The 24268-nt window shown below is 65.9% G+C and carries 29 protein-coding genes and 1 pseudogene; 19 read left to right on the forward strand and 11 right to left on the reverse strand.

Annotated elements, in window-relative coordinates:
* Window positions 1-17: 17 nt before the first annotated feature.
* The gene (locus ACOCMM_RS04065; protein ID WP_419551910.1) at window positions 18-1139 is read right to left on the reverse strand and encodes an Ldh family oxidoreductase; all 1122 of its coding nucleotides are present in this window, start codon (window positions 1137-1139) and stop codon (window positions 18-20) included.
* A 722-nt stretch (window positions 1140-1861) separates the two neighbouring features.
* Here ACOCMM_RS04065 and ACOCMM_RS04070 point away from each other — a divergent pair.
* The 5 genes from ACOCMM_RS04070 (at window position 1862) to ACOCMM_RS04090 (ending at window position 6207) form a co-directional block, all read left to right on the forward strand.
* Complete coding sequence (locus ACOCMM_RS04070) at window positions 1862-2170, forward strand: hypothetical protein (RefSeq protein ID WP_419551911.1); 309 nt, start codon at window positions 1862-1864, stop codon at window positions 2168-2170.
* Window positions 2171-2273: 103 nt separating this feature from the next.
* Window positions 2274-2681 carry a retroviral-like aspartic protease family protein gene (locus tag ACOCMM_RS04075; RefSeq protein WP_419551912.1) on the forward strand — a complete coding sequence of 136 codons (408 nt, stop codon included), beginning with the start codon at window positions 2274-2276 and terminating at the stop codon, window positions 2679-2681.
* A gap of 101 nt (window positions 2682-2782) precedes the next feature.
* Window positions 2783-3277 carry an ATP-binding protein gene (locus ACOCMM_RS04080; protein ID WP_419551913.1) on the forward strand — a complete coding sequence of 165 codons (495 nt, stop codon included), beginning with the start codon at window positions 2783-2785 and terminating at the stop codon, window positions 3275-3277.
* A complete protein-coding gene (locus tag ACOCMM_RS04085) occupies window positions 3235-4146 on the forward strand; it encodes an ATP-binding protein (protein WP_419551914.1) in 912 nt (303 codons plus the stop codon). The genes ACOCMM_RS04080 and ACOCMM_RS04085 overlap by 43 nt, the downstream gene beginning before the upstream one ends.
* A 360-nt stretch (window positions 4147-4506) precedes the next feature.
* Window positions 4507-6207, forward strand: a complete 1701-nt coding sequence (locus ACOCMM_RS04090) for an HNH endonuclease signature motif containing protein (RefSeq protein ID WP_419551915.1) — start codon at window positions 4507-4509, stop codon at window positions 6205-6207.
* Window positions 6208-6605: 398 nt separating this feature from the next.
* On the opposite strand, the gene ACOCMM_RS04095 is transcribed toward ACOCMM_RS04090, so the two are convergent.
* Together ACOCMM_RS04095 and ACOCMM_RS04100 are read right to left on the reverse strand one after the other, a co-directional pair.
* The gene (locus ACOCMM_RS04095; protein WP_419551916.1) at window positions 6606-7661 is read right to left on the reverse strand and encodes an isocitrate/isopropylmalate dehydrogenase family protein; all 1056 of its coding nucleotides are present in this window, start codon (window positions 7659-7661) and stop codon (window positions 6606-6608) included.
* A gap of 84 nt (window positions 7662-7745) precedes the next feature.
* A complete protein-coding gene (locus ACOCMM_RS04100; protein WP_419551917.1) occupies window positions 7746-8288 on the reverse strand; it encodes a DUF2269 family protein in 543 nt (180 codons plus the stop codon).
* Between the two features lie 157 nt (window positions 8289-8445).
* Here ACOCMM_RS04100 and ACOCMM_RS04105 point away from each other — a divergent pair, with 157 nt between their 5' ends.
* From ACOCMM_RS04105 to ACOCMM_RS04155, 11 genes are read left to right on the forward strand one after another with little or no spacing between them, the layout of a single operon-like run.
* Window positions 8446-8700 carry a hypothetical protein gene (locus ACOCMM_RS04105; RefSeq protein ID WP_419551918.1) on the forward strand — a complete coding sequence of 85 codons (255 nt, stop codon included), beginning with the start codon at window positions 8446-8448 and terminating at the stop codon, window positions 8698-8700.
* 3 nt (window positions 8701-8703) lie between these two features.
* Entirely contained in the window at window positions 8704-9579 is an 876-nt protein-coding gene (locus ACOCMM_RS04110; protein WP_419551919.1) for an FAD binding domain-containing protein, read from the forward strand.
* Between the two features lies 1 nt (window position 9580).
* Window positions 9581-10168, forward strand: a complete 588-nt coding sequence (locus ACOCMM_RS04115; RefSeq protein ID WP_419551920.1) for a (2Fe-2S)-binding protein — start codon at window positions 9581-9583, stop codon at window positions 10166-10168.
* 1 nt (window position 10169) lies between these two features.
* Window positions 10170-12551, forward strand: a complete 2382-nt coding sequence (locus ACOCMM_RS04120; RefSeq protein ID WP_419551921.1) for an aerobic carbon-monoxide dehydrogenase large subunit — start codon at window positions 10170-10172, stop codon at window positions 12549-12551.
* A complete protein-coding gene (locus ACOCMM_RS04125) occupies window positions 12548-13507 on the forward strand; it encodes an XdhC family protein (protein WP_419551922.1) in 960 nt (319 codons plus the stop codon). The genes ACOCMM_RS04120 and ACOCMM_RS04125 overlap by 4 nt, the downstream gene beginning before the upstream one ends.
* Entirely contained in the window at window positions 13507-14091 is a 585-nt protein-coding gene (locus tag ACOCMM_RS04130; protein ID WP_419551923.1) for an SRPBCC family protein, read from the forward strand. The genes ACOCMM_RS04125 and ACOCMM_RS04130 overlap by 1 nt, the downstream gene beginning before the upstream one ends.
* A 10-nt stretch (window positions 14092-14101) precedes the next feature.
* Window positions 14102-14353, forward strand: coding sequence for a hypothetical protein (locus tag ACOCMM_RS04135; protein ID WP_419551924.1), 252 nt, complete (start codon window positions 14102-14104; stop codon window positions 14351-14353).
* A gap of 11 nt (window positions 14354-14364) precedes the next feature.
* On the forward strand, window positions 14365-14592 hold the full coding sequence (locus ACOCMM_RS04140; protein ID WP_419551925.1) for a hypothetical protein: 228 nt from the start codon (window positions 14365-14367) through the stop codon (window positions 14590-14592).
* 13 nt (window positions 14593-14605) lie between these two features.
* Window positions 14606-14872, forward strand: a complete 267-nt coding sequence (locus ACOCMM_RS04145) for a hypothetical protein (RefSeq protein WP_419551926.1) — start codon at window positions 14606-14608, stop codon at window positions 14870-14872.
* A 1-nt stretch (window position 14873) separates the two neighbouring features.
* Window positions 14874-15164: a hypothetical protein gene (locus tag ACOCMM_RS04150; RefSeq protein ID WP_419551927.1), complete on the forward strand. Its 291-nt coding sequence runs from the start codon at window positions 14874-14876 to the stop codon at window positions 15162-15164.
* The gene (locus tag ACOCMM_RS04155) at window positions 15161-15523 is read left to right on the forward strand and encodes a hypothetical protein (protein ID WP_419551928.1); all 363 of its coding nucleotides are present in this window, start codon (window positions 15161-15163) and stop codon (window positions 15521-15523) included. Before ACOCMM_RS04150 ends, ACOCMM_RS04155 begins: the two co-directional genes overlap by 4 nt.
* A gap of 68 nt (window positions 15524-15591) precedes the next feature.
* Here the strand turns inward: ACOCMM_RS04155 and ACOCMM_RS04160 are convergent, their stop codons facing one another.
* Genes ACOCMM_RS04160 through ACOCMM_RS04190 form a run of 7 tightly spaced genes read right to left on the reverse strand, consistent with a single transcriptional unit; the run spans window position 15592 to window position 20939 of the window.
* Window positions 15592-16059, reverse strand: a complete 468-nt coding sequence (locus tag ACOCMM_RS04160; protein ID WP_419551929.1) for a hypothetical protein — start codon at window positions 16057-16059, stop codon at window positions 15592-15594.
* A 38-nt stretch (window positions 16060-16097) separates the two neighbouring features.
* A complete protein-coding gene (locus tag ACOCMM_RS04165) occupies window positions 16098-16397 on the reverse strand; it encodes a hypothetical protein (RefSeq protein ID WP_419551930.1) in 300 nt (99 codons plus the stop codon).
* A 5-nt stretch (window positions 16398-16402) separates the two neighbouring features.
* Window positions 16403-17569: a vWA domain-containing protein gene (locus ACOCMM_RS04170; RefSeq protein ID WP_419551931.1), complete on the reverse strand. Its 1167-nt coding sequence runs from the start codon at window positions 17567-17569 to the stop codon at window positions 16403-16405.
* Window positions 17570-17611: 42 nt separating this feature from the next.
* On the reverse strand, window positions 17612-18505 hold the full coding sequence (locus ACOCMM_RS04175; protein ID WP_419551932.1) for an AAA family ATPase: 894 nt from the start codon (window positions 18503-18505) through the stop codon (window positions 17612-17614).
* A gap of 26 nt (window positions 18506-18531) precedes the next feature.
* Window positions 18532-18813 (reverse strand): hypothetical protein, encoded by a 282-nt coding sequence (locus tag ACOCMM_RS04180; RefSeq protein WP_419551933.1) that lies wholly within the window; start codon window positions 18811-18813, stop codon window positions 18532-18534.
* Window positions 18814-18859: 46 nt separating this feature from the next.
* Window positions 18860-19741 (reverse strand): XdhC family protein, encoded by an 882-nt coding sequence (locus tag ACOCMM_RS04185; protein WP_419551934.1) that lies wholly within the window; start codon window positions 19739-19741, stop codon window positions 18860-18862.
* A 55-nt stretch (window positions 19742-19796) separates the two neighbouring features.
* Window positions 19797-20939, reverse strand: a complete 1143-nt coding sequence (locus tag ACOCMM_RS04190; protein ID WP_419554820.1) for a carboxylate-amine ligase — start codon at window positions 20937-20939, stop codon at window positions 19797-19799.
* 179 nt (window positions 20940-21118) lie between these two features.
* Between ACOCMM_RS04190 and ACOCMM_RS04195 the strand changes: the two genes are divergently transcribed.
* The gene (locus tag ACOCMM_RS04195; RefSeq protein ID WP_419551935.1) at window positions 21119-21433 is read left to right on the forward strand and encodes a hypothetical protein; all 315 of its coding nucleotides are present in this window, start codon (window positions 21119-21121) and stop codon (window positions 21431-21433) included.
* 109 nt (window positions 21434-21542) lie between these two features.
* Window positions 21543-21902 (forward strand): retropepsin-like aspartic protease, encoded by a 360-nt coding sequence (locus ACOCMM_RS04200; RefSeq protein WP_419551936.1) that lies wholly within the window; start codon window positions 21543-21545, stop codon window positions 21900-21902.
* Window positions 21903-21924: 22 nt separating this feature from the next.
* Here ACOCMM_RS04200 and ACOCMM_RS04205 read toward each other — a convergent pair.
* Window positions 21925-22119 (reverse strand): annotated as a pseudogene (locus ACOCMM_RS04205) (DUF429 domain-containing protein); the annotation flags it as partial.
* Window positions 22120-22213: 94 nt separating this feature from the next.
* Between ACOCMM_RS04205 and ACOCMM_RS04210 the strand changes: the two are divergent.
* Window positions 22214-24226, forward strand: a complete 2013-nt coding sequence (locus ACOCMM_RS04210; protein WP_419551937.1) for a molybdopterin dinucleotide binding domain-containing protein — start codon at window positions 22214-22216, stop codon at window positions 24224-24226.
* Window positions 24227-24268 lie beyond the last annotated feature (42 nt).

Below are 24268 nucleotides of genomic sequence, written 5' to 3' on the forward strand. Positions count from 1 at the left end.
CCGGTTCGGCGCAGTCGTCAGCAGGCTTCGCAATCGAATCGCACCCCAAGCTCGTCGCCGATACGGCGCAGCGAGCGGACCACCGACGCGGGATAGCTGACTGTGCCGATGGCGGTACGACGGTCCATCTCTAGCTGTTCCAGTTCGCCCGGTAGGTACACCGTCTGGCCCGGTAGGGCGTCTTCGGCGCCCGCGGCGCGGATCTGGTCGACCATCGATTCGATGTCGTCGTGGTAGCCGTCGAGGTCGCGGAACACGCCGGGGTTCATGAGGAGGAAGAACTGTCCCCGATGCCCGACGGCCACGTCGCCAGTGTGGGCAGAGCCTGCGAGGATGCCCGCCGCGATGTTCGAAGCGGTCACCATGCCGATGCCCTTGTAGCCGCCGATGGCCGGCACGATGCCGCGCATTGCCACATCGGGATCGACGGTGGGATTGCCGTCGCGATCCAGGAAGCCCCAGGCCTCGGGAATCTCCTTGCCCTCAGAACGGGCCCGCAGCACCTTGCCGAGCGCGACCGGGGTGATCGCCATGTCGAGCACGATCGGCGGATCGTTGCGGCGGGGGAACGTCCACACGATCGGGTTGTTGCCGAACAGCTTGCGGCGGCTGCCGAACGGCGCCAGATTCGGCACCGACGTCGTCGTGCCGTAGCAGACGAAGCCCTCCTCAGCTGCGCGATACGGGTAGTTCGCACCGCAGCCCCAGTCGTTGGAGTTACGGATCACGCCCACGACCAGTCCGCTCTCGCGAGCAGCGTCGATCAATTGCTCCATGAAGCGGGTGATGACGAGCTGACCGAGTCCGTGGTGCCCGTCGGCCACCAGCACCGACGGCGTGCGGGTCACGATTTCACACTGCGCTGTCGGATCGGTGGTGCCGTCGCGGAACCAGTTCACGTACCAGCTGACCCGCTGGAAACCGTGCGTGTCGACACCGCGCCGGTCCGACCACAGCTGATTGTCGACGACTGTTACCGCATCGGCGGGCGCCATGCCGGCGGCCGCATACGCCGCGATGCCCCACGGTCGCAGCTCGTCCAGCCGGAACGACAGCGGAGCAGGGTCATCGCCCGCTGCGGGACGGTCGTCAGGTATTCCCCGCGGCAGTGCACCGGGGTTCGTGGACTTCTCACTCATGTCTGGTCGCTCGCCCTCGGCTCGATCTGCAGCAAGTTTGTACACCCATGGGCAACTCGCTGCCGGTGTGTGACCGCCGTTACCCCCGCTAGCGGTTCAGCCAGTCTTGGCGTGTGTAGCCCGCCTGCTTGAGAAGGCGGAGCAGAAACGGCGCGGGGATCTCGCGGTCACTTGATATGACCTGCCTGTGAGTCCCCTTGATCATGAATTCGTGACTGCCGCCGGGTCCAGGCCCATCCCAGCCTCGCTCACTCAGGAATCTGATGAGTTGCGACGTGTGGCGGGAGGAAGCCGACTGGTCATGCAGCAACGGCGATTTCGCCCTCGCGGATCTCTTCGACAGCGGCACCGGCGAGCGCAGCGTCAAGCCAACTCTCCAGCGGCAGCTGCGTCGGGGCCTGCGCCATGGCTCCAAGCGTAATTCTGTGCTCTCAATCGCCCGCTACAACACTTCGATGACGGCAGAGGCGAAGTCTTCAGTTCCCGCTGTGCCGTCTTGGTTCGGTGTCAGGTGTTCACTTGCTTCGAGGCCTCTGCGAGGGTCCGATCCAGCCGATCGGCCGGAGCTTCGAGTCCCAGGCAGCGAAGCATCATCCCGGCGGGTTCGAGCGTGGCAGTCGGGTTGATGATGCATAGTTTGTTGGCCGACGGCCGATGGTGCGAGCGGTGGAAAATGGCGTGACCTGCGTCCGCAGGTGTGCAATGCCGCCGACGTGCGCAAGATGTCGCAGGTGGAAGGCATAGACGATGTCGGCGTCAACCCGCCGATGATGCTGCCTGACACCGTGCTCACCCGGTTGGAGGCCCGTTTTGAGAAGCTCCGCCCTGCGCTGGTGCGCGAACACCCCAACCAGTGGGCACTTCTCATCTACCGCGGCTCGAAACGGGTGCCGCTGCTTGACGTATGGGCCGACGAGTGGGACGCCATCCCCGCTGGCTATGCCGATCCGCAGGCTCGCCGTTTCTGCGTGAAGCAAATCATCGAAACCGACGAAGACGTGTTTGTGAACTCGCTGGGAGCTTGGCATTGAGGCTTTGGCGGGTTCTTGGCCGCTGACGGCGCGTATCAGCGCTAGTGGTGCGCGCATCGACTTCGAGCTGAACGCGACACCCGTCGACGTGCAGGAACACAGGATGGTTGCACGCCCCCTGCCCCTGCCTGTGCGCGGCAGGGCACTCATCGACGCCGGTACCCAGATGTCGTTGATCAGCGGTCGCATTGCCCAAACCCTGGGTCTCGACCCCACCCGCTCCACCGTGCTGCGCACCGCCACCGGCCGGACCGCCACCGTCTGCTACGCCGTTTCCTTCTCGTTCGTGTCGCGAGGTACCCCCATCGGCAGCCCACAGGATTTGATCGTCGGACGTGCCGACATTCTGCAAGAAGACATGCTGCTCGGTCTCGACGTGCTCCGCCACAGCCACCTCGAATGGAATGGCCCTGCCGCCACGCTTCACCTTCGGCCGCAGTACGAGCCGGTGTGCCATGTCATCGATCAAATGGTCGATTGCAAGCCACACAGATTGCTGATGAGCACCTAGACAAATCGTCGATTATGAGTCAGACAGATTACTGACGAGTTCCCTGACTAATTGTTGATTGGAAGGCAGGAAGATTGTCGATGGGGCCTAGGTTTGGACGCGTGGAAGAGCACCGGCGGCATCTGGGCGCGAACCTCACGGACGCGCTTGACGCACCACGGGTGGTCGTGCTCCATGGGCCGCGCCAAAGCGGCAAAACCACGCTGGCACGACGAATCGCCACCGCACGCGGTGGCGACTACGTCAGCCTCGACGACGACGTTCTTGCTCTAGCCCTCGACGACCCACACGCCTTCGTTCGTGCATTCCGCCCGCCTGTGATCATCGACGAAGTTCAGCGGGCCGGAGATCGATTGGTGCGAGCCGTGAAGATCGCTGTGGACGACGGAAGCAATGCCGCAGGACGCTTCCTGCTGACCGTTTCCACGAATTTCCTCACGGTGCCGACGATCAGCGAATCGCTGGCCGGGCGCGCGACGATCTTGACGCTGTGGCCTTTCAGCCAAGCCGAACTGTGGGGGTCTTCCTCGGCACTCACAGCGCAACCGGCGCCATGCCCCCCGTCAGTGCACACCCAACGCAGCAATCGAAGCTGACGTCATCCGCCGTCGGCGCATCCCGCTCCACCAACGCCGTCGAGCGGTGGTTCGACCAAGACAGCTCCCTACGGCGAGCAGCGCGTTCCTCCACCAGTCGCAGCGATTACCTGCACAAGGTGTGCATCGGTGGCTTCCCGGAGGTACAGCAGCTCAGCGCGCACAGACGCAACCGATGGTTCTTGGGCTACGCCGAAACGGTGGTGAGCCGCGATATAGCGCAGCTCGGCGACATCCGTCGCGCTGCGATGTTGCCGCAGATGCTGCGCCTCGCAGCCGCTCAGACCTCGTCGGAGCTCAACGTGTCTCGGTGGGCTGATCAACTCGGGGCGGATCGCGCAACGGTGCAGTCCTACCTTGGCTGGCTGCGCACAGCTTTCTTGGTTCATGAACTGTCCTCGTGGCGGCGCAACCGAACTTCTAGAGTCGTACAGCGCCCAAAGCTGCACGTCACCGACAGCGGACTCGCCGCAGGGCTGCTCGGGCTGAGCGCTGACGCTTTGGCAGCGCTGAATCACCCGATGACTGGTCCGCTCTTCGAGACGTTTGCCGTCAATGAGATCGTGCGGCTCTGCTCAGCAGCGGAGATGCCGGTGTCACTGCATCACTACCGCGACAATGCTCAACGCGAGGTTGATCTGCTACTCGAACGATCCGACGGTGCTGTCGTGGCGGTGGAGATCAAGGCGACATCGTCGCCCAGGCCAGATGATCTGCGCAATCTGGTCTACTTCCGAGACCGCCTCGATGCCGTTGAACCGGGAGCATTTCGCGCGGGTGTGCTGCTCCACTCAGGTGCCAACACCTTGCCCCACGACGATCGCGTGCTGTCAGCCTCCCTCGACACGCTTTGGCAATCGCCCCGATGAACGGCTGATGAGTTCGCGACGTGTGGCCGGAGGAAGCCAGCTGGTCATGCGGTTCGGGCACCTGCTAGAGCTGTGTCCGCAAGCGTTTGCGCAGTAGTCGGCGAGCCCGGTGCTGGCATTCCGCAGTCCTGGCAGGCTGCGTCGGCTGGGAGCGAGGGTGCATGCGTGCGCACAGCACGATTGATCGCGCGACGCGACCTGCTCGTCCGGGCTCGGTCATCGGGCAGGGGCGCGAGCACGCCACGAGTGCGCTGCGTTGCGGTGTCTGGGGGTTGCGCTGGCGTCGGTTTGGGTGTGGTGATGCCGTTGGGGGGTCGTTCGGGGGCTTTCGTATCACACCCCACATTTACAGTCATTGTCATGAAGCGCTCAGACGTTCGCAGCGATTCGACGGGAATGCCGACCGGCTTGATGCCGGCGAGCGACGCGGCCGTGGCCGCTCCGCCCGCGCTGGCGTCACCGGTCGAACCGGCATCGCTTCGGGTTGAGCCGGTTGAGCCGGTATCGATTGCGGTGCCGCTTCGGGCCGGGCCGGTTGAGGGTGTGTTGTCGGTGCTGTGCGGGGCGCGTGACGTCGTCGCGCGGGCGTCGCGGGTGCCGTTGGGTGATGCCGGCTGCGACACGCTCGCCGATGTCATCGACGTGGCGTCTCGGCTGCGCTCAGCCGCGGACGCGCTGGTGCTCTCAGCGACTGCTGCGCTCGAGGTCGTCCGTCCTGGGTCGGGCCGCAGTGCGCTGGTGGGCCGGGCGCGGCTGAGCAAGCGCAACGCCAAGCGCACCGTCGAGTCCAGCGAGCAGGTCGCTCAGATGCCGAATGTGGCTCGGGGCCTCGCGGTGGGCGAGCTGAACGTCGAGCATGCCCAGGTACTTGCCGACGCTGCGCGGCGCACCAGCCCCGGCGCGGTCGATTCCGCAGCAGAGCTGCTCGAAGCCGCCGCGGTGGTGTCGCCTGAGACTCTGCGCGAGCAAGCCAAGAAGTTCGCGGCCCGTCATGACCCTGCCGCTGCGCAGACCGAGTTGGGCCGTCAGCGCCGCGATCGCTGCGCATCGTTGTTCGTTGACGATTCCACCGGGATGGGTGTGCTGCACGCCCAGTTCGACTCGGTCAGCTTCGCAATGGTGCGCCAAGCACTCGAGAACTACAACGACGCCTTGTGGCGTCTCGACGGCGGACGCGACACCACACCCAACCAGATTCGCGACAACCGCCAGCGCCTCGCGGACAGCCTGTTCGAGATGGTGACCGACCGCAACGCCCTGGCCACCATCGACCACACCGCCGCACACGGCCACGACACCGTCCGCCGCCCACGAACCGATGACGGCCACGGCTGGCGCAGCGATGCCGACCAAGGCCGCAACAGCGATACCGGCCACGACGGACACAGCGATACCGGCCACGACGGACACCGCGATGGCGACCGGGGCGGACACCGCGATGGCGACCGGGGCGGACACAGCGATGGCGACCGGGGCCGCAACAGCGATGCCGACGGCGATGACGCCTCCGACAGCCCGGCGGGTCGCTCGATTGATCGGTGGCGGCCCGCGCAAGCACCCAACCAGCTCATCATCATCGCCGAGATCGGCGTCATCGACGGCACCAAACCCCACGGAACCTGCGAACTCCTCGGCACCGGACCCGTCCCGCCGGCAATCCTCGACAACCTCTCACCCGACACTCACATCAGGGGCGCACTGTTCGACACCAACGGAGAAATCCTGTGGCTCGGACGCAGCCGCCGAGACGCCAGCGTCGCCCAACATCTCGCCGTCGCGATCCGCGACCGCGGCTGCGTGCTGTGCCGCGCACCCATGCACCGCTGCGACGACCACCACATCGAGGAATGGGCCGCCGACAACGGCACCACCGACGTGCCCAATCTCGCTGCTCTGTGCAAGAAATGCCACCACGAGCTCCACAACAACAACCAGCAACTCCACCGACACCGAGCCACCGGCGAATGGACCGCCAAGCCCCGCACCCGCACCGCCAACCACGCCACCGCCGCTACCGCTACTGCACGAGCAGCCGGCCCGCTGCACACACCACGCGAATAGGGACTTGAGCGGGCAGGCGACTGGTCAAGCACGCGGGCGCCGTCAGAACGACGCCTGCCCGACGTGTCGCCCGCCTACTCGCTCGGCTCCTAAGCCACAGCCCCCCCCCCCAGCGACACGGGGCCAGCCACGACACAACGAGCGCCGAGAGCCAACCAGGACGAGTCAGCCACGACGGAGCGACCACCGAGAACCGACCACGACGGAGCGACCACCGAGCACCGACCACGACGGAGCGACCACCGAGAACCGACCACGACGGAGCCAGCCACGACACAACGTCCACCGAGAACTGACTACGACTCGGTGCCTCCGGCGGGAGGACGGACATCGAGCGGCTGACTCAGCGCCTCAGCACACAGTCGCCCTCATCCACGCAGACGTTGCCGGACACAGCACTAGAGAACGTCGATGACGGCGGAGGCGAAGTCCTCGGTGCCTGCTGTGCCGCCCTGGTCAGGCGTCAGGCGCTCGCCTTGTTCGTAGACCTCTTCCAGCGCCCGGTCCAACCGGTCCGCTGGAGCCTCAAGCCCGAGGTGGCGCAGCATCATCTCGGCGGATTCGAGCGTGGCGGTCGGGTTGATGATGCCCAGCCCGGCGATATCGGGAGCCGTGCCGTGCGCCGATTCGAAGTAGGCCCAGTCGTCGCCGTAGCAGCCAGATGGTGCGAGGCCCATCCCGCCGATGGTGCCTGCACCCTCGTCGGAGAGGATGTCGCCGTACAGGTTGGGCAGCAGCAGCACATCGAGATCGTGCGGGCGCATGACCAGTCGGTGTGCCATGTCGTCGATGATGAACTGCTCGTATTCCAGGCCCGGATACTCCGAGGCGACCTCACGAGCGATGTCGCAGAACCAGCGATCGGTGGCGGGCAGCATGTTCGTCTTGGCAGACACGGTCAGCTTCCCGCCTCGCTGCAATGCCAGTTCGCACGCAAAGCGGGTGACCTGTTCCGTGCCGGGCCGGGTGATGATCTTTGCCGCGAAGCGGCCATTTGCGGCGTCGGGCGGGACACGGGAGCGGCCTTCGGTCAGCCCTGCATCCAGCAGCAACTTGGCGGGACCCATCACGCCGACGTACATGTCCTCGAGGTTCTCGCGCACGATCACGTAATCGATGCCCTCGGGCCGAGCCAGCGGCGAGGCGTAGCCCGGCCGCCAGCGGACCGGACGCACGTTGGCGTACGTGCGCTTGCCCCAGCGCATGAAGCCTGCGCCTGGCGTCGTGCCATTTGACGAGCCGAACAGCACCGTGTCGGCGGCGTCGATGTGCTCGCCGACCAGTGCTTCTCGCTCTTCGGGTGTGCGGGCGGCCAATTCGTCGCCGACTGGGACGTGGTCCCACTCGATCGGCAGGTCGAGGGCGTCCAAGACGCGCAGCGAGGCCGACATCGCCTCGGGCGCAGCGTCGTCGCCAGGAATCACGCACACCTTGTGCCGCCGAACAGAGGTCATGCGCCGACGCTACGCGGCCCAGTTGTCGTATTGCTCGGCGTCGCCTGCGCGAGGCGATCACGGCGTCGCTGTGAGACCGCGGGCTCAGAGGCCGGGCTTGGTCACCATCACCGCGATTGCCGCCACGACGACCAGGCTCGCCATTGCGTCGAGCGTGCGCCAGCGACGAAGCAGGCCACTGATCACCGCTGGCTCGCTGTTGCCGGCGTCGAGTGCTGCGAGCAGCTTCTGCGTCGTGGGCCGCACGGCCCCGTGCGCGAGGGCCAACCAGGCGAAATAGAGGACCAAGCCAATCGTGACCCAGCCTTGGCGGAAGTCCCAGCGATCGTCGAGCAACACCGCAGCGAAGCCCGCCAGACCGGCAACGTAGACCGACACGTCCGCGAAGCGAGTCAGGACGTAGCGGTTGGATCGCTGCGCCACCGCCGCTGCGGCTGGGTGCACGGGCTCGTTCGACTCGGGGGAATCCTCAAGCGCGTCATTGATAGTTCGGCGTGTTGCAAATGCAGTCATCGTTGCGCCGCCGAATCCGAAACCGGCGGTGAGCAAATGAATCACCAGCAGCACTTGATATGGCCCTGAGTTGAATCCGGCGGCCAGCAGCGAACTCACAGCGTTGTGATCCATGACATGAGTATTCCGTGCCCACGGGTCGATGGGTGCGCGGGTAGCCGAGCGAGACGTGAAGCCCGCCGATCGGGCTTCGTTCTTGCCACCAGCACCGTCAGTGGTAGGTTCACAGTGCCGCAGAGACACGGCCGGATCTCCGGGGGAAGGGGAGTCCATGCCGATCGAGTCATCAGGCCATAGTGCTGGAAACCCGAGGCTGTACGAGGTCATCGAGGGCACGCCCCGCGAGGCCCCCGGCCCGACGATCTGGGCGTGGCCGCAAATTGTCGATTATCTCAAGGTCGCCGGACAGCCGGTCCAAGGGCCTTGGCCGCCCCACCAGGAGCGACGTCCCGATCCCGATGCCGAGGCGATGCCGCGAGCTGTGCCGGATCCGCAGGGACCTGGTGGGCAGTCGACGGGGGGCTGAGGTATGTATCCATCCCGCTTCCGCTACGAAGCCCCCTCGACACTCGCCGAGGCCATAGCCCTGCTCGCCGCTGCTGATGGCGAGGCGAAGATCCTTGCGGGGGGCCAGAGCCTCATCCCGATGATGAAGCTGCGTTTCGCCGCCCCGGCGATGCTCGTCGACATCAACGGCGTCAGTGGTCTCGACTACCACCGGGCCGATGCCGATGGCACCTATCGCATCGGTGCGCTGTGCCGTCACGCCGATCTCGAGAAATCGGCAACGCTCGGCGATCATCAACCCACAATCGCTGCGGCGGCCCCCATTGTGGCCGACCCGCTCGTGCGCACACGAGGGACGCTGGTCGGCTCGGTGTGCCACGCCGACCCGCAGGGCGACTGGGCCTCGGTGATGGTCTCGCTGGAGGGAGCCATCGTGGCCCAAGGCCCGAACGGTCAACGGACCATCCCGGTCAACGACTTCATCGACGGTCCGTTCCAGACGGTGCTCGCCAACGACGAGGTCGCCGTCGAGGCGGTGGTTCCGCCAGCGCGTGGGACCCGGGCCGGCGGTTACCTCAAGCTTGAACGCCGTGTCGGCGACTTCGCCACCGTCGGCGTGGCGGTCTCGGTGGAGATGTCGGGCGACAGTGTTGCCCGGGCGGGCATCGGGCTGACCGGTGTCGGGCCTGCCACCATCAACGCTTCGGGCGCAGCGGCGGCTTTGGTCGGCACGTCGCTCGATAGCGACGCCGTCGATGCGGCGGCTCAGCTCGCCGCCGAAGCGGCCCAGCCCCGCTCCGACCACCGGGGAAGCGCCGACTACAAGCGCCACGTCGTCGCGACATTCGTGAGACGCCTCGGGGCGCAAATTCAGCGGTCTGGACAGAAGGCGGCCTGACATGAGCACGTTGTTCGAAGAGGTCCCGCCGAGCTTTGGTGACGACGTGCCGGTTCGCCGGGTGGAATTGACCGTGAATGGCGAACGGCGCGCTGCCGACGTCGAGCCGCGGCTGCTGCTGGCGCACCTGCTGCGCAACGGCTTCCGAATGACGGGGACCCACACCGGCTGCGACACGACGAACTGCGGTGCATGCACGGTGCTGTACGACGGTGTGCCCGTCAAGAGCTGCACCATGTTCGCAGTCCAAGCCGACGGTCATGAGATCCTCACCGTCGAAGGCCTTGCGACCGCGAGCGAGCTCCATCCGATCCAGGAAGGCTTCAAGGACGAGCACGGTCTGCAGTGCGGCTTCTGCACCCCCGGGATGATGCTCAGCGCCAAGGCCCTGCTGGAGGAGAACCCGAACCCGAGCGAGGACGAGATCCGCTGGGCACTGTCCGGGAACCTGTGCCGCTGCACCGGCTACCAGAACATCGTCAAGGCGGTGATGTGGGCCGCCACCAAGCTAGGCGGCGCCGCACCCGACAGCGACGACCCGGATGCTGGTGGCAGTGCCGCCGGCGACGGGGCCGGAGAGGAGGGCTGAGATGGCGCTCGACGAGATCAAGATCGGCGGCCTCGGCGCCAGCCGGCGCCGGGTCGAGGACAACCGCTTCATCCGCGGCAAGGGCAACTACATCGACGACATCGCCCTGCCCGGGATGCTGCACATGGAGATCCTCCGCAGCCCCTTGGCGCACGCTCGAATCAGGTCCATCGATGTCAGCGGCGCCTGGGCGATCCCCGGCGTTCGCCTCGTGCTCACAGGCGACATGCTGGCTGCACGGAATCTGGCGTGGATGCCGACGCTGTCGTACGACACCCAGGCGGTCCTCGCCACGGACAAGGTCAGATTCCAGGGGCAGGAGGTCGCGTGTGTCGTCGCCGACGACCCCTACATCGCGAAGGACGGCTGCGAAGCCATCATCGTCGACTACGAACCGTTGCAGCCCATCGTCAACCCGACCCAAGCGCTGGCCCCCGACGCGCCGCTGATCCGCGACGACAAGACCGGCCAGAACGACAACGTGGTGTTCGATTGGGAGGTCGGCGACCGGGAGGGCACCAATCGGGCCTTCGCCGAGGCCGCCGTGGTCTCGACCATCGAGATGCACTACCCGCGCTCTCACCCGTCGCCCATCGAGACCTGCGGTTCGATCGCGGACTTCGACCGGGCGACCTCGAAGCTCACCGTGTACATGACCACCCAGGCGCCGCACATCATCCGGGCCGCAGTGGCACTGGTGGCCGAGCTGCCCGAGCACATGATCCGCATCGTCTCTCCCGACCTCGGCGGCGGTTTCGGGAACAAGGTGCCGGTGTATCCGGGCTACGTGGTGTCGATCCTGGCTTCGATCCTGCTCGAAAGCCCCGTCAAGTGGATCGAGGACAAGAGCGGGAACCTCATCTCCACCGGATTCGGCCGCGACATCTACCTCAAGGGCGAGATGGCGCTCCGCAACGACGGCCGCATTCTGGGCGTGCGCATGCACACCGACTCCGACCATGGAGCGTTCTTTTCCGATGCCCAGCCGAGCAAGTTCAAGATCGGCCTGATGCACTCGGCGTTTGCCTGCTACGACATCCCGGCTGCCCACCTCACCGCTCAGGGCGTCTACACCAACAAGGCACCGGGAGGCGTCGCGTATCGGTGCTCCTTCCGGGTCACCGAAGCCATGTACTTCCAGGAGCGCATGGTGCAAGCGGCCGCCGACGACCTCGGCATGGACCAGGCCGAGTTCCGCCGGATCAATCTGGTTCGAGACGACGACTTCCCGCATCGCACTCCCTACGGGTTCCTGACCGACTCCGGCCAGTATCAGAAGTGCCTCGACCTCGGCCTCGAGGCGATCGGCTACGACGACTTCCTGCGGCAGAAGGAAGATGCCCGCAAGCGGGGCCGGCTCTTGGGAATCGGCATCTCGACGATGACCGAGCCCCTCGGGGCCGGCAACAGCCGGGAATACGACATCTTGGGAATCAAGATGTTCGACTCCGCCGAGCTGAAGGTGCACATGACCGGCAAGGCGCTGCTGCGCACCGGTGCCAAGACCCAGGGTCAAGGCCACGAGACCACCTGGGCACAGATCGTCGCCCACGAACTCGGTATCCCGGCCGAAGATGTGCTCGTCGAGGAGGGCGATACCGACACGGCCCCGTTCGGCATGGGGACCTACGCATCGCGCAGCACCCCCGTGGCCGGGGCGGCCGTTGCGATGGTGTCGCGCAAGATCCGCGCCAAGGCCCGCAAGATTGCCGCTCACCTGCTGGAGGTGTCCGAAGAGGACATCGAGTGGGAACTCGGGCGGTTCTCGATTCGCGGCGCCCCTGACCGAGGCGTGACTATCCAGGATTGCGCATTTGCCGCCTACAGCAACATGCCTGACGGCATGGAGCCGGGCCTTGAGAACAACGCCTACTACGACCCTCCCAACCTGACGTGGCCGTTCGCCTGCTACATCGCGACCGTCGAGGTCGATCCCGAGACCGGCGTGTGGGACGTCTTGCGGGTGGTGGCCGTGGACGACTGCGGTGTGCGCATCAACCCGATGATTGTCGAGGGCCAGATCATGGGCGGCCTCACCGAGGCATATGCCATGGCCAACATGCAATTCATCACCTTCGACGAGGACGGCAACTGCATCGGCTCGAACTACATGGACTACTTGTTGCCGACGGCTTGGGAGACACCGGGCTTCGAGCTGCACGAGGTGGTGACCCCGTGCCCGCACCATCCCATCGGGGCCAAGGGCATCGGGGAATGCGCCACCGTCGGCGGTCCCGCAGCGTTCGTCAACGCCGTCATGGACGCAATCTCCGACACCGGCGTGCGCAATATCGACATGCCGCTGCTGCCTGATCGGGTCTATGAGGCCATCACCCTGCGTCACGACATCTCCGGCGCACCGCCGGTGAAGACAGAGCCGTGAGCGAACCCGTTCTTGCCGAGCACAGGGCCGTCGAGGGCGGGGCCGTCGCAGGCTGGGGCGTCCTGGAACAGGCCATCGAACTCGCACGCAGCGGTGAGGCATTCGTGCTGGCAACGGTTGTCTGGCGCGAAGCCCCGACCTCGGGGCAGCAGGGATCTCGTGCCATCTACACGGCCTCGGGCGAGATCTACGGCTGGATCGGCGGCGCATGCGCTGAGCCGGTGTTCATCCGGGAGGCCATCGCAACGCTTGAAGCCGGGACGCCGCGGTTGCTGGCGCTCGGCGCGAGCGATCGTTTCGGCGATCTCCCCCAAGGCACGACCGCGGTGGCCATGTCGTGCCAGAGCGAAGGCGCCTTGCAGATCTATCTGGAGCCCGTCGTGGCCGTACCGCACCTGGTGATCGTCGGAAGCTCGCCGATGGCGACGACCCTGTCGGCGCTCGCCAGTCAACTCGACTGGCGTGTCGAGCTGGTCACCGGCTCCGAGTTCAGCGAGGGATTGCTCACACCGCAGTCGATCGTCGTCGTCGCCACCCAAGGACACGGCGACGAAGACGTGCTGGGGGGCGCGCTCAAGGCGGCTCCGGCTTATGTGGGCCTCGTCGCGTCCAGCCGCAGGGGAGAGAGCGTGCGTGCGCTGCTCGTTGCTCAGGGGGCCGACCAAGCCCAACTCAGCACCTTACGGGTCCCGGCAGGACTGGATCTCGGCAGCACTTCTCACAAAGAGGTCGCTGTGTCGATCCTGGCCGAGCTGGTGCAATTGCGAGCACAGGGTGCGTTCGCTGCCCCGGTCACCCCCCAAGCGCCCACGACAGCCACGGCTATCGATCCTGTCTGCGGCATGACGGTCCAGATCGATCCGGCTGCTGTCTCACTGGAGGTGGGAGACGAGGTCTTCTACTTCTGCTGTGCAGGGTGCCGGACGGCCTATGCGCGTGAACAGGGAGTCGCCTGATGGAGATCACCAATCAGTTCGGGGTCGCTCAGCCCCTGGAGGCTGTGTGGGACTTCTTCGGTGACGTCCCGCAGGTTGCCGCGTGCCTGCCCGGCACGGAGCTGACCACCGAGCTGGGAGACGATCGCTTCGGCGGCACGGTGTCCATCGGTCTCGGTCCGATCAAGATGGATTTCGACGGCGGCGCTGAGATCACCCACCGCGACGTTGAGGCCCGCACGATCTCCGTCGCTGCCAGCGGCGCCGATCGCAAGGGCCGGGGCGAAGCGACGCTCGCACTCGACGTAAGCCTTGCCCCGGCTGCGGACGGCACCACCGTCGACGTCGCCATGGATCTGCAGCTCTCCGGGCCGGCCGCGCAGTATGGGCGTGGCTTGGTGAGCGACATCACCGCAGTGCTGCTGAACGATTTTGCCGCCAACGTGCAGAACCGACTGGCTGCGATCGCGGCGGGCCGTGACCCCGATCCCCTCAGCCAAGCCCAAGCCGCCGGCGGCGTTGCCATCGGTGTGCGCGCCGCGCGAATGGGGCTCGCGCGCGTTCTACGTCGATTCGCCCTGCCTTACCGCCCCGAGGCCGTCTGAGGAGGCTGTTGTGCTCTGGTGGATTGGAAACCTGATTCTGCTGCTTGTGGTAGTGCCGGTGGCAGTCGCACTGCTGAACCGGGTACTGGCTGCCATCGAGCGGATCCGCAAAGCCAGCGACGAGATCCTGACTGGGGGTGTGGCGGTCATCGGAGAACTCGACACCACGCGGGATCTGCTTGCAACGACTGACGAGACGATCGAAGAGGTAGCAGACGGTGCGGTGCGCTACGCCGGTTCGGTCGGGAAGCTCTTGGGCTGAAGGGAGTTCTGATGCCTGCTGTTGCCTGGGTCACTGTCATCATCGGCGGCCTGATCATCGTGGCTGCCGCTGTCGGGCTGCTGCGAGTGGCGCTCCACTTGCGGGCGGTCCACAGCACGCTCGTCGCGGTCGCGGGCGGTGTTGGTGTCATCGCCGACCAGACCTCGACAGTCCCGACCGTGCTGCCGTCGGTGAATTCGACGCTCAAGCCCGTGCGGGACTTCTGCGAATCGATCTGAGGGAGGGAATGCCGTGATACTGCTACTCGCTCAAGAGTCGACAACCGGGTGGATAATCGGCTACGTCATCGGCATCGTCGCGGTCATCGCGGTGGTCGCGCTCGTCGTGCCGATCCTGATGCTGGCTCGTTCGATCGGCAATCGGGCATCGGAGATCAACGCAGCGCTGGAAGACGCGGTCACCAACACGGCGTCGCTGGCGGAGTTGAACACCACGATCGAGTCGGCATCGACAATCGTCGCCGGCCTGAAGCGTGGTCGGGCCCGGTTAGGAGGCTGAGATGGACCTACTGGGGTTGACCGACACCCAGGAGAACCTGTGGTGGGGAGTCATCATCGGCGGCTTCGTCGTGATCGTGGCTGTCGTTGCCCTGCTCACCATGCTGGTGCTGCTCGTGCGCACGATCGAGCGGCGGGTGAGGATCATCAAGGGCACGCTCGAGCGTGCCGCCGCTAACACCGGCGACACCGCCCTCATCGCAGAGACCGCCGAGGGGGTCGATGCGGTTCTGACCGAAGGCCTCGAACACCACCTGTTCCTTGGCCGCGTTCTCGACAAGGTGCGCACATGACGACACTTGTAGTTCTCTCCGTCATCCTGATCGGCCTGCTGATCGCCGGGTTGGCCTTCTACCTGTTCATCGTGGGAAGCCAGCTGACCCGGATTGCCGGGTTGCTGGAAGAGTGCTCGCAGATCGTGTGGAAGATCAAGGCAGACGCCGAAGCCGTCGAGCCTGGTGTCGAGCGCATCAACAACACCAGCGGCGTCATCGCGGGAGCGTTGCCGCTGCTGTACGGCATGGCCGAAGGCATCGTGGCTGGGGCCACGTATGAACCTGACCCCGAGCCTCGCGAGCCTGCGCCGGCCCGGCCCGCGATGGGCACGCGCCGCAGCCGGCTCCACGACGCCGTCGGTTACCACCCCGAGTAGCCGTCAGCGATCAGCTCGCAGTCGGCTTCACGACGCCGTCGGCTACGGCACCGGATAGCCGTCAGCGGTCAGCTCGCGTCCGGCTCAGGGGTTCGCCCCTTCGAACCAGCAGGATCGCGCGTGGTCGTGAGTGGGCCAGCGGTGGGAGCCCGGTAACTGCCGATCCACTCGTCCTCCCACACCTGGTCGAACTGGTCGGGCGCGCAGCCGGGTCGGTAAATGGCGATCAACTCGTGGACGATCTGTTCGCGATGCGATGGCAACCCGCCCGGAACTTCGTAGGTGCAGATGTGGAGGTTCCACTTGTTGCCGGCGCGCCGCTCCCAGCACTTGGCGCGCGGGTGGCCGAACGGCAGCCCGGCCACAGCCAGGTTGTCCGCGTGGTCAACGTCGAGCACGGCGTAGTCGTATGGCTGGCCGTCGGGATCGGCTCGGTACAGGATCGCGAACACGGCCGCTGTTGCAGGCGGCGTCCAGCCGCCGAGCACCCGTGGTCCCTCGAAGGGGTACCCGGCGAGCGAACCCAGTCGGATCATCGGGGGCAGATCATCTGGGCCGGATCACTTGGGTCGGATCATTCGTCGAGTCCGTACTCGCCTGCCTCAAACTCGTCCTCGCCGATCACTTCAGCACGTGTCATCGGCCAAGCCGGAAGGTTCGCTGTCTCGACGGCTGCGGCGAAGGCCTCCATTGCCGCTTCGACGGCGATGTCGGCGTTTTCGGCCTCGATCACGATCTGCCCGCCGTACGCCATCGCGCCGACGCCCGATGCGATGCCGCCGAGCGGCGCGACCGCGTCGGCAAGCGCCACAACCTCGCTGAGTTCGACGGGCCGGTCGCCCTCTGCCTGGATGGAGACGCTCCACTTGCTCATACCGATCAGCCGATATGAGGCAGCTTGGCGGCGAAGGACTCGAGGCTGGCCAGGTCGTGTCCGGATACGAGGGTGTCGATGAACGGGCCCGCGACCAACATGGCGAGCGTGCTCGGTGGGACATCGATGTCGTCGCCGACGAGCGGGTTCATCCAGATGATCCGGTGGCAGAGCCGACTGAGGCGTTCCATTGCGTCGGCGAGCACGGCTGGGTCTCCGCGGTCAAGCCCGTCGGAGCAGACAACGACGGTGGCGCCCCGGCTGAGGCCTTTGCGACCCCACTTGCGGACGAAGGTGTCCAGCGACTTGCCGATCTGCGTGCCGCCGTCCCAGTCGAGCACACGGGCGGCAGCGAGCTTCATCGCGTCGTCCGGGTTGCGTCGGTCCAGCGCCGGCGTGATGCGCGTCAGCCGGGTGCCGAAACAAAAGACCTCGACTTTCTGGGCTGCCCGGCGCATCGAGTACGCGAACTGCAACAGGTTGCGCGAGTAGTCGGCCATGGAACCCGAGACGTCACAGATGAGCACGAGTGGCCGGGGTCGCAGTGATCGAGACAGGTGGCGCAGATCGGGTGCGGTGTGGCTGATTCGCATGGCTTCGCGGGCCATGCGCCGGATGTCGAGCCGCGAGCCCGACGGGTCCGGCTGCCGCCGTCGTGTACGGCGTCGAGGCGGCTCCAGCCCGATCCGTGTCATGATCCGCCGCAGCACTGCCAATTCGTCGGGCGTGCACTCGGCGAATCGTTTGTCACGCTGGATCTCGACCCCCGATGCCTGCAGTCCGAGCACCATCGGTCGGTCATCGCCGGCCTGCTCGCCAGGTTCGCTGTCAGGAACCTGCAGCGTGCCGCTCAGTCCTTGCGTCACCGGTTCGTGCGGTTCGGGTTCGGGGGAGCGGGGCGACCGCAGGCCCATGAAATAGCGGCGGAATACCTCGTCAAAGACCGGCAGGTGCTCGCGGCGATGCACGAGCGTCGCTCGGCCGCTCCAATAGACGTCGGTGAGGTCAGAAGGTGTGAGCTCGGCGACCCCTGAGCAGAACATGAGAACGTCGTCGGAGCCCACCGGCAGGCCCTCGTCTCTCAGCGCGTGGCCAAAACCGACGAGCCGCGCCACGATCTCCAGCGACGGTGAGCCAGCCTCGTGTACGGCCCCGGGACCCGTCTCAGGCATCGGCCACGGCACCGATGTCAGGCATCGGCAACGACACCGATGTCAAGCATCGGCCACAACACGGTCGAGGTCGGCTTCGACAAGTTCGAGGTCGTCGCGATCCTTGATGACCGCGCCGAGCGTGTCGGCTGCCGACGCCGCGTCGAGTTCGGAGGTGCCCAGCACGCCGAGCGCGTCCACCCAGTCCAGTGTCTCCGCGACGCCGGGAAGCTTGACCAAGTCCATGTCCCGCAGTCGCTGGACCGCCGCGACAACTTTGCGCACGAGCGCCTCGACCGCATCAGGCGCACGCAAACCCACGATCTCGATTTCTTCTTCGAAGGTGGGATAGCCGATCCAGTGATACAGGCACCTTCGCTTCAGGGCGTCGTGCAATTCCCGTGTGCGATTCGATGTCAGCACCACGGCCGGTCGGTCGTCGGCGGCGATCGTGCCGACCTCGGGAATCGTGATCTGGAAGTCTGACAGCAGCTCCAGGAGGAACGCCTCGAATTCGTCGTCTGCACGGTCGATTTCGTCGATCAAGAGCACGGCTTTGCTTCCGGCCCGGACCGCCGCGAGGAGCGGGCGTTCGATCAGGAACTCAGGGCTGTAGAGGCCGCTGACCGTCGAGGCATCTGAGAGCTCGCTCTCCGATAGCGCCCGGACGTGGAGCATCTGCCGTGCGTAGTCCCACTCGTACAGGGCCTGGTGGGTGTCGATGCCCTCGTAGCACTGGAGCCGGATGAGCTGCCGCCCGCCGATGTGGGCGAGGCACTTGGCCATTTCGGTCTTGCCGACGCCGACCTCGCCCTCAAGCAGGATGGGTCGACCGAGCCGCAGCCCGATCAGGGTGGCCGTGGCCAGGCCGCGGCTGGCCAAGTAGCCAGACGAGCGAAGCTGTGCCTGCAGGTCGGCAACAGTCGCCGGCGCGTCGTCGCGGGGTTGGTCGCTCACCGTTGGAGGCCGGGATGTCGCCGGCCTCAGTCTCCTGATTTCGGACCGAGGACCAGATCGCGCACTGTGGTGCCGTCAGGGGATGACTTGCCCTCGCGCTCGAGCAGTTTCCGCCATGACGTGGCGAGGTCCTCGTCGTCTTCAGCGATGCCGTCGAATGTGAAGTCACGCGCGTTACGGCACACCTTGGTGGGACTGCAGTCAGCATCCAGATCGACGTCGTCGGCACCCTGCCACATGTCTTCGGGGACAGGCAGCGGCTCGGCGTTCGGGTCTGTATTCGTCAGGATCGGATCCGTCGATGTCACTGCGTCGATGGTAGCCGCGGGCGGCAGAACTCGATCTTCGAGCCCGTCACGACGCTGGATGCTGCCGTACGGCGATCATCTCGGCGAGCACCGAGACAGCGACTTCATTCGGCGTTCGAGCGCCGATGTCAATGCCGGCCGGCGCGCTGATCCGATTGGTGTCGGTGACACCCCGGTAGGCAAGCCAGTCGAGCCTCGCCGCCTGGATCGATTGCGGACCCACGGAGCCGATGTAGCCGGCCCGCGAGTTCACCGCCGCCAGCAGCACTCGGCCCGTTGCCTCGATGTCATGGCCGATCACGACGATGCCGTCGAGCGGGGACAGGGCACCGGCCAGACCGATCGCGGCGTCGGGCCCGGTGCACTGCTGGACGTTGCAGCCCACGAAGTCGCCGGCCGCCGCCACCGCAGCGGCCATGGGACCCGATCCCATCACCACCAGGGTCGGCCGCGGACACCAGGTCGTCAACACTGAGCCGGTCTCGAACACGACAGAGCTATCTGCGCTCTCTGCGGTGCCGTCACCCGAGATCGTGGTCGCGGTGACCATGTCGCCGTCGAGTTCGGCCACGAGGGTGACACGTCGGCGTTCGAGCAGCTGATCCCACAGCTCTTCGGGGAGCGTGTCGGCCGGCGCCATCAGGATGCGGACGACCGTGCCCGCCTCGACGCCGACTGCGAGGCTCTCGATGGCGTCCAGCTCAATCTCGACGACTCGCCCGCTCGTCGGCTTCGCTGAGGCCAGCTCGATGAGTCGACTGTCGAGGGCCCCGCCCAGGAGCGTGCCGAGCTTGCCGCCGCCGGGGGTGATGCCGACGGCATCCGCGGGGTCGAATCGCGGCGTGACGGCGGTATCCAGGTTCCAGGCCACGTCAACCCGGGTTCGCCCGCGCAGGCAGGCCGTGACGCTCACCGCGATGCCGTACACGGCGCAAACGTACTTGGCGCTGCGGCAGCCAAGGCGTCGTTGGGCTTGCCCTGCTTCAGGCCTCGATCTCCGGCGGCGCCAGAGTGTCCGCAATGAGCATCTGGACAACCGCGGCCAAGGCTTCGTCATCGGAGGCACCGTTGTCCAACGCTCCGCGATAGGTCGCGAGCTGGCGGTCTGCCGAGGTTCCGCGGGAGCAGATGGTCCGCAGGTGCTCCAATTCAGTCACGCAATCGAGCGCCTCCGCGTCGGGGCGTGTCAGCTCGACGATCTGCTCCACGGCCTGCTCACAGGGCACCAGCGTGCCGCTGGCAAGATCGATGAGATGGTCGGAGATGCCGTAGCGCTGTGCGCGCCACAGGTTCTCGCCGATCAGGAAGTTGCCGAAGTCGGGCCAGGGCTGGTTCTCCTCCTGCCGACGCCACAGCATGCGCAACAGGCAGGCGTAGGCAGCAGCGATGGCGACCGTGTCCTCCATCTTGGTCGGGAGGTCGGTGACCCGCATCTCCAAGGTGGGGTATCGCTCTGAGGGCCGGATGTCCCACCACACCTTGGAGGAGTCCTCGATGACACCGGCTCGCACGAGTACGTCGACGTGCTGCCTGAATTCGGCCCACGAGTCAAATCTCGGCGGCAGGCCAGTTCGGGGCAGTGTTCGGCAGACCGCGGTTCGGTAGCTCCGCAGGCCCGTGTCGGATCCTTGCCAGAACGGCGACGACGTCGACAGCGCCAGCAGGTAGGGCAAGAAGTGGGCCACCTGACCCATCAGGTCGATGCGCAGGTCGGGGTCTTCGATGCCGACATGGACGTGCAGTCCCGAAATAATGAGCCGGCGTGACACGCCCTGCAGGTCGGCCGCGAGCGCCTGGTAGCGCTCCTTGTCGGTGATGCGCAGTTGATCCGCATGAGCGAACGGATGCGTGGAAGCGGCGATCGGCGCCAGCCCGTGCTCATGTGCGGCTTCGGTCACCGCGAGGCGCAACAGGCCGACATCGGCGCGCAGGTGTCTCATGTCCTCGCACACGCCGGTGCCGATCTCGAGTTGGGAGCTGAAGAGTTCGGGACTCACCAGACCATGGCGAAGCCCTGCGACCCGCTCGATCAAGCCGGAAGGCTGTGTCTGCACCAGCGCAGCGGTGCGTTGGTCGACCAGGAGGTACTCCTCCTCGATACCAATCGTCCAGCTCGGCTCGCCGATCACAGTTCACAATGATTGCAGGGCGAGCTGCCTCCGCGCCTCCAAACAGGAACGGCACAGCTTCGCCGCCCCTGGGCCTCCGGCACGCTCGAGGAGTGCGGTCCGTCAGTTTGAGCAGCGACCTCAGCGAACGCGATAATTGCGATTGACCGCCCAGACTCCTATGCGAAGATGCACACATGAGTCCCGTGCCCGAGGGTCCTTCGTTGCAACTGCACCTCGGAGGCATGTCGCCAGATCCCTTGCTTGATTCGGTTGTGGTGCGGCTCGAAGGACGGTTCAACTGGCTCCGTGCCAAGCTTGTGGCGGAACACGAGGACCGGTGGGCGCTCTTGCTCGATCGCGGTTCTCGCTTGGTGCCCGAACTCCAGGTCTTTGACGGACAGTGGGACGCGATTGATGCGGGCTACCTCGATTCCGAGCATCGTCGCTTCTGCGTCAAGCAAATCGTGAAGGTCGACGAACCGCTCGTCATCCGGCCAGCCGGCTTCTGACATCGACTTGATCGCGTCTCCGACGCCGATTGAAGCGGAGGTAACCGCGAGTGGGGCGCGTATCGGATACGAGCTCACGGTGACACCTGCAGGCCGTCAAGCACATCTGATGGATAGCCGGCCCTTGCCACCGCGGGTACGCGGAAATGGCCTCATCGACACCGGCACCTCTATGTCTCTCATCAGCGAAGCGACGGCAGATGCGCTTTCGCTCGACACTCTTCACTCCGTGGAGCTACACACAGCACTCAGTTCAAGCATGGCACCTTGCTACGCCGCTGAGTTCCAGTTCGTTGGTTCCGGTGGCATCCGGATGCCACCGCTGCGCCTCGTCGTGGCCCGGGCCCCAAACTTGCGCGAGGACATGGTGATCGGACTCGATGTCCTACGGCAGTTCCAGATTGAGTGGGATGGTCCGGCGGGCACTCTCCGCCTCTGGCCCGGCAACGTCCCCGGTTGTCACACCTAGTCGCGCCAAGCTCCTCCGTTGCTCACACGACGATGGTCATCGGATAGCCGGCGTCGTCGATACGGACGTGACCAGCGGCAGTACCGAGGTGGGCTGCGTGTCCGGCGACGAATTGACGAGCAGTCCAGGCTGCTGCCGCGGCGTCAAGTAGGTCGTCGAGCGCAGAGTGCGGCGGGCCAGCTAGCGGTTTCCGCACGGCCGCTGCAGCCATCCGTCTCGCTCGTTCGAGGACCGCTGCACCCTCAAAGCGGGCTGCGACCCAGACCGGGTCATAATCTCAGACACCTCGCCTCCGTTCGGGAAAGGCTCGCATGACCGATCGCCAGATTCACATCCGGAGTTGCTCGTTGTGCGAAGCGATGTGCGGACTCGAGGTGCACCACGCCGACGGCGACGTGAAGCTGATCAGGACGAATCACAACGACGTCTGGTCAAAGGGCTACATCGGCAACGCCGCGGGCTTCAACTACTCGATCAGCCGGTACGCAGGCATGTTCTTGCAACTGGCCGGTCTGCCCACCGTCTACTCCTCTGCCACGGTCGACACGTGGCCCAAGAACGTGAGCTGCCAGCTGATGTACGGGCACGCCTGGCGCATCCCTGTACCCGACATCGATCGCACCGACTTCATGGTGGTGCAAGGCGCGAACCCCGCTGCCAGCCAAGGCAGTTTCATGGCTCGCCCAGGGGCTCCCGCTGCCTTGGACGAGGTGCGCGAGCGGGGCAAGGTGGTGGTGATCGATCCTCGCCGCAGCGAGACCTGCGCCCATGCCGACCAGTGGTTGCCGGTGCGACCTGGGACCGATGCACTGCTGCAGCTCTCGGTGGTGAACGTGCTCTTCGATGAGGGTCTCGTGCGGCTGGGACATCTGGCTGATCGCCTCAAGGGAGTGGACAAGGTCCGTGCCATAGCCGCTGAGTTCCCGCCAGAGAGGGTCGCGGAGGCGTGCGGCACCGACGCCTCGACGATCCGCACCTTGGTTCGCGAGTTCGCTGCCGCTGAACGAGCGGTCTGGTACGCCCGCATCGGCACCTGCAATCAGGACTTCGGCACGCTGGCGTCGTGGCTGCCCGATGTGATCTGCGCGCTCACAGCCAACCTGGACGCAGTCGGCGGGCTGATGTGGTCGAAACCCGTGGCGTGGTCGATGCTCCAGCAGGACTGGGGCTTCGAGTCGGGTTTCGGGCGCTGGTCAAGCAGGGTCCGCAACGCCCCAGAAGTGCTCGGGCAGTTCCCGATGGGATGTCTCGCAGAGGAGATCGACACGCCCGGCGAGGGCCAGATCAAGGCGCTGGTCGTGGTGGGCGGCAACCCGGTGCTCTCAGCCCCCGAGTCCACTCGGCTCGACACCGCACTGCCTCAGCTCGAGGCGATGATCTCGGTGGACAATGCACTCAACGAGACGTCCCGCCATGCCGATGTCGTCCTGCCGGGGCTCGCGGCGCTGGAGCAGCCCTTCTACTCCGAAATGCTGTGGGGCTGGGCCACACGCTCAGCGGCAAAGTATGCGCCCCCGTTGTTCCCATCTGCTGATGGTCGACCCGATGAGTGGGAGATCCTGACCCGGCTCGGAGCGATGTGCGCTGGGATGGGTGACGTCAACGCCGCCGAGTTCGACGACCTGTACTTCTCCGCGCTCGTTGAGTTGACGGGCGCGGATCCGGCGGTGGCGCTGGCCGCATCGCCTGACCCTGGTCCCGAGAGGATCAACGACTTGGCCGTGCGCACCGGTCCATGGGGAGACCGTTACGGCGAGAATCCCGACGGGCTGAGCCTCGACAAACTGCGGGATCTGCCCGACAGGCTGGACATGGGCCCGATGGTCCCCCAAGTCGACAACATCGTGATTCATCCCGACGGAAAGGTCGATCTGGCCCCCGAACGCATCACCGCCGACATCGAGCGCCTTGCCGGGCGCCTCGACCGACCAGCCGGTTCGCTGGTGCTCACGAGCCGACGCCACGTTCGCTCCAACAATTCCTGGATGCACAACGTGGAGGTCCTGGTGCGGGGCAAGGATCGCTGCACGCTGCTCATCCATCCCGCAGATGCCGCGGACGCCGGCGTGGTGGACGGCGAGGTTGCCCGAGTCTCGTCGTCCAGCGGTGCCGTCGAGGTGCGCGTGGAGGTCAGCGACGAGATGTACCCCGGCGTGGTGTCGCTGCCTCACGGCTGGGGCCACGACAAGCCGGGAACCCGCCAGTCGGTGGCCAGCAGGTACGCAGGCGTCAACTACAACGTGCTCGTCCCCCCGGATTTTGTGGACGTCCCGTCTGGCAACGCTGCTGTCAATGGCGTGCCGGTGTCGGTCGTGCCGGTTTGATCCGCCGGCAGGAACGGGCACCTCGCCGCGCTCGCTCGTAGG

The sequence above is a fragment of the Candidatus Poriferisodalis sp. genome (genome assembly GCF_965198245.1).
GTDB lineage: Bacteria > Actinomycetota > Acidimicrobiia > Acidimicrobiales > Poriferisodalaceae > Poriferisodalis.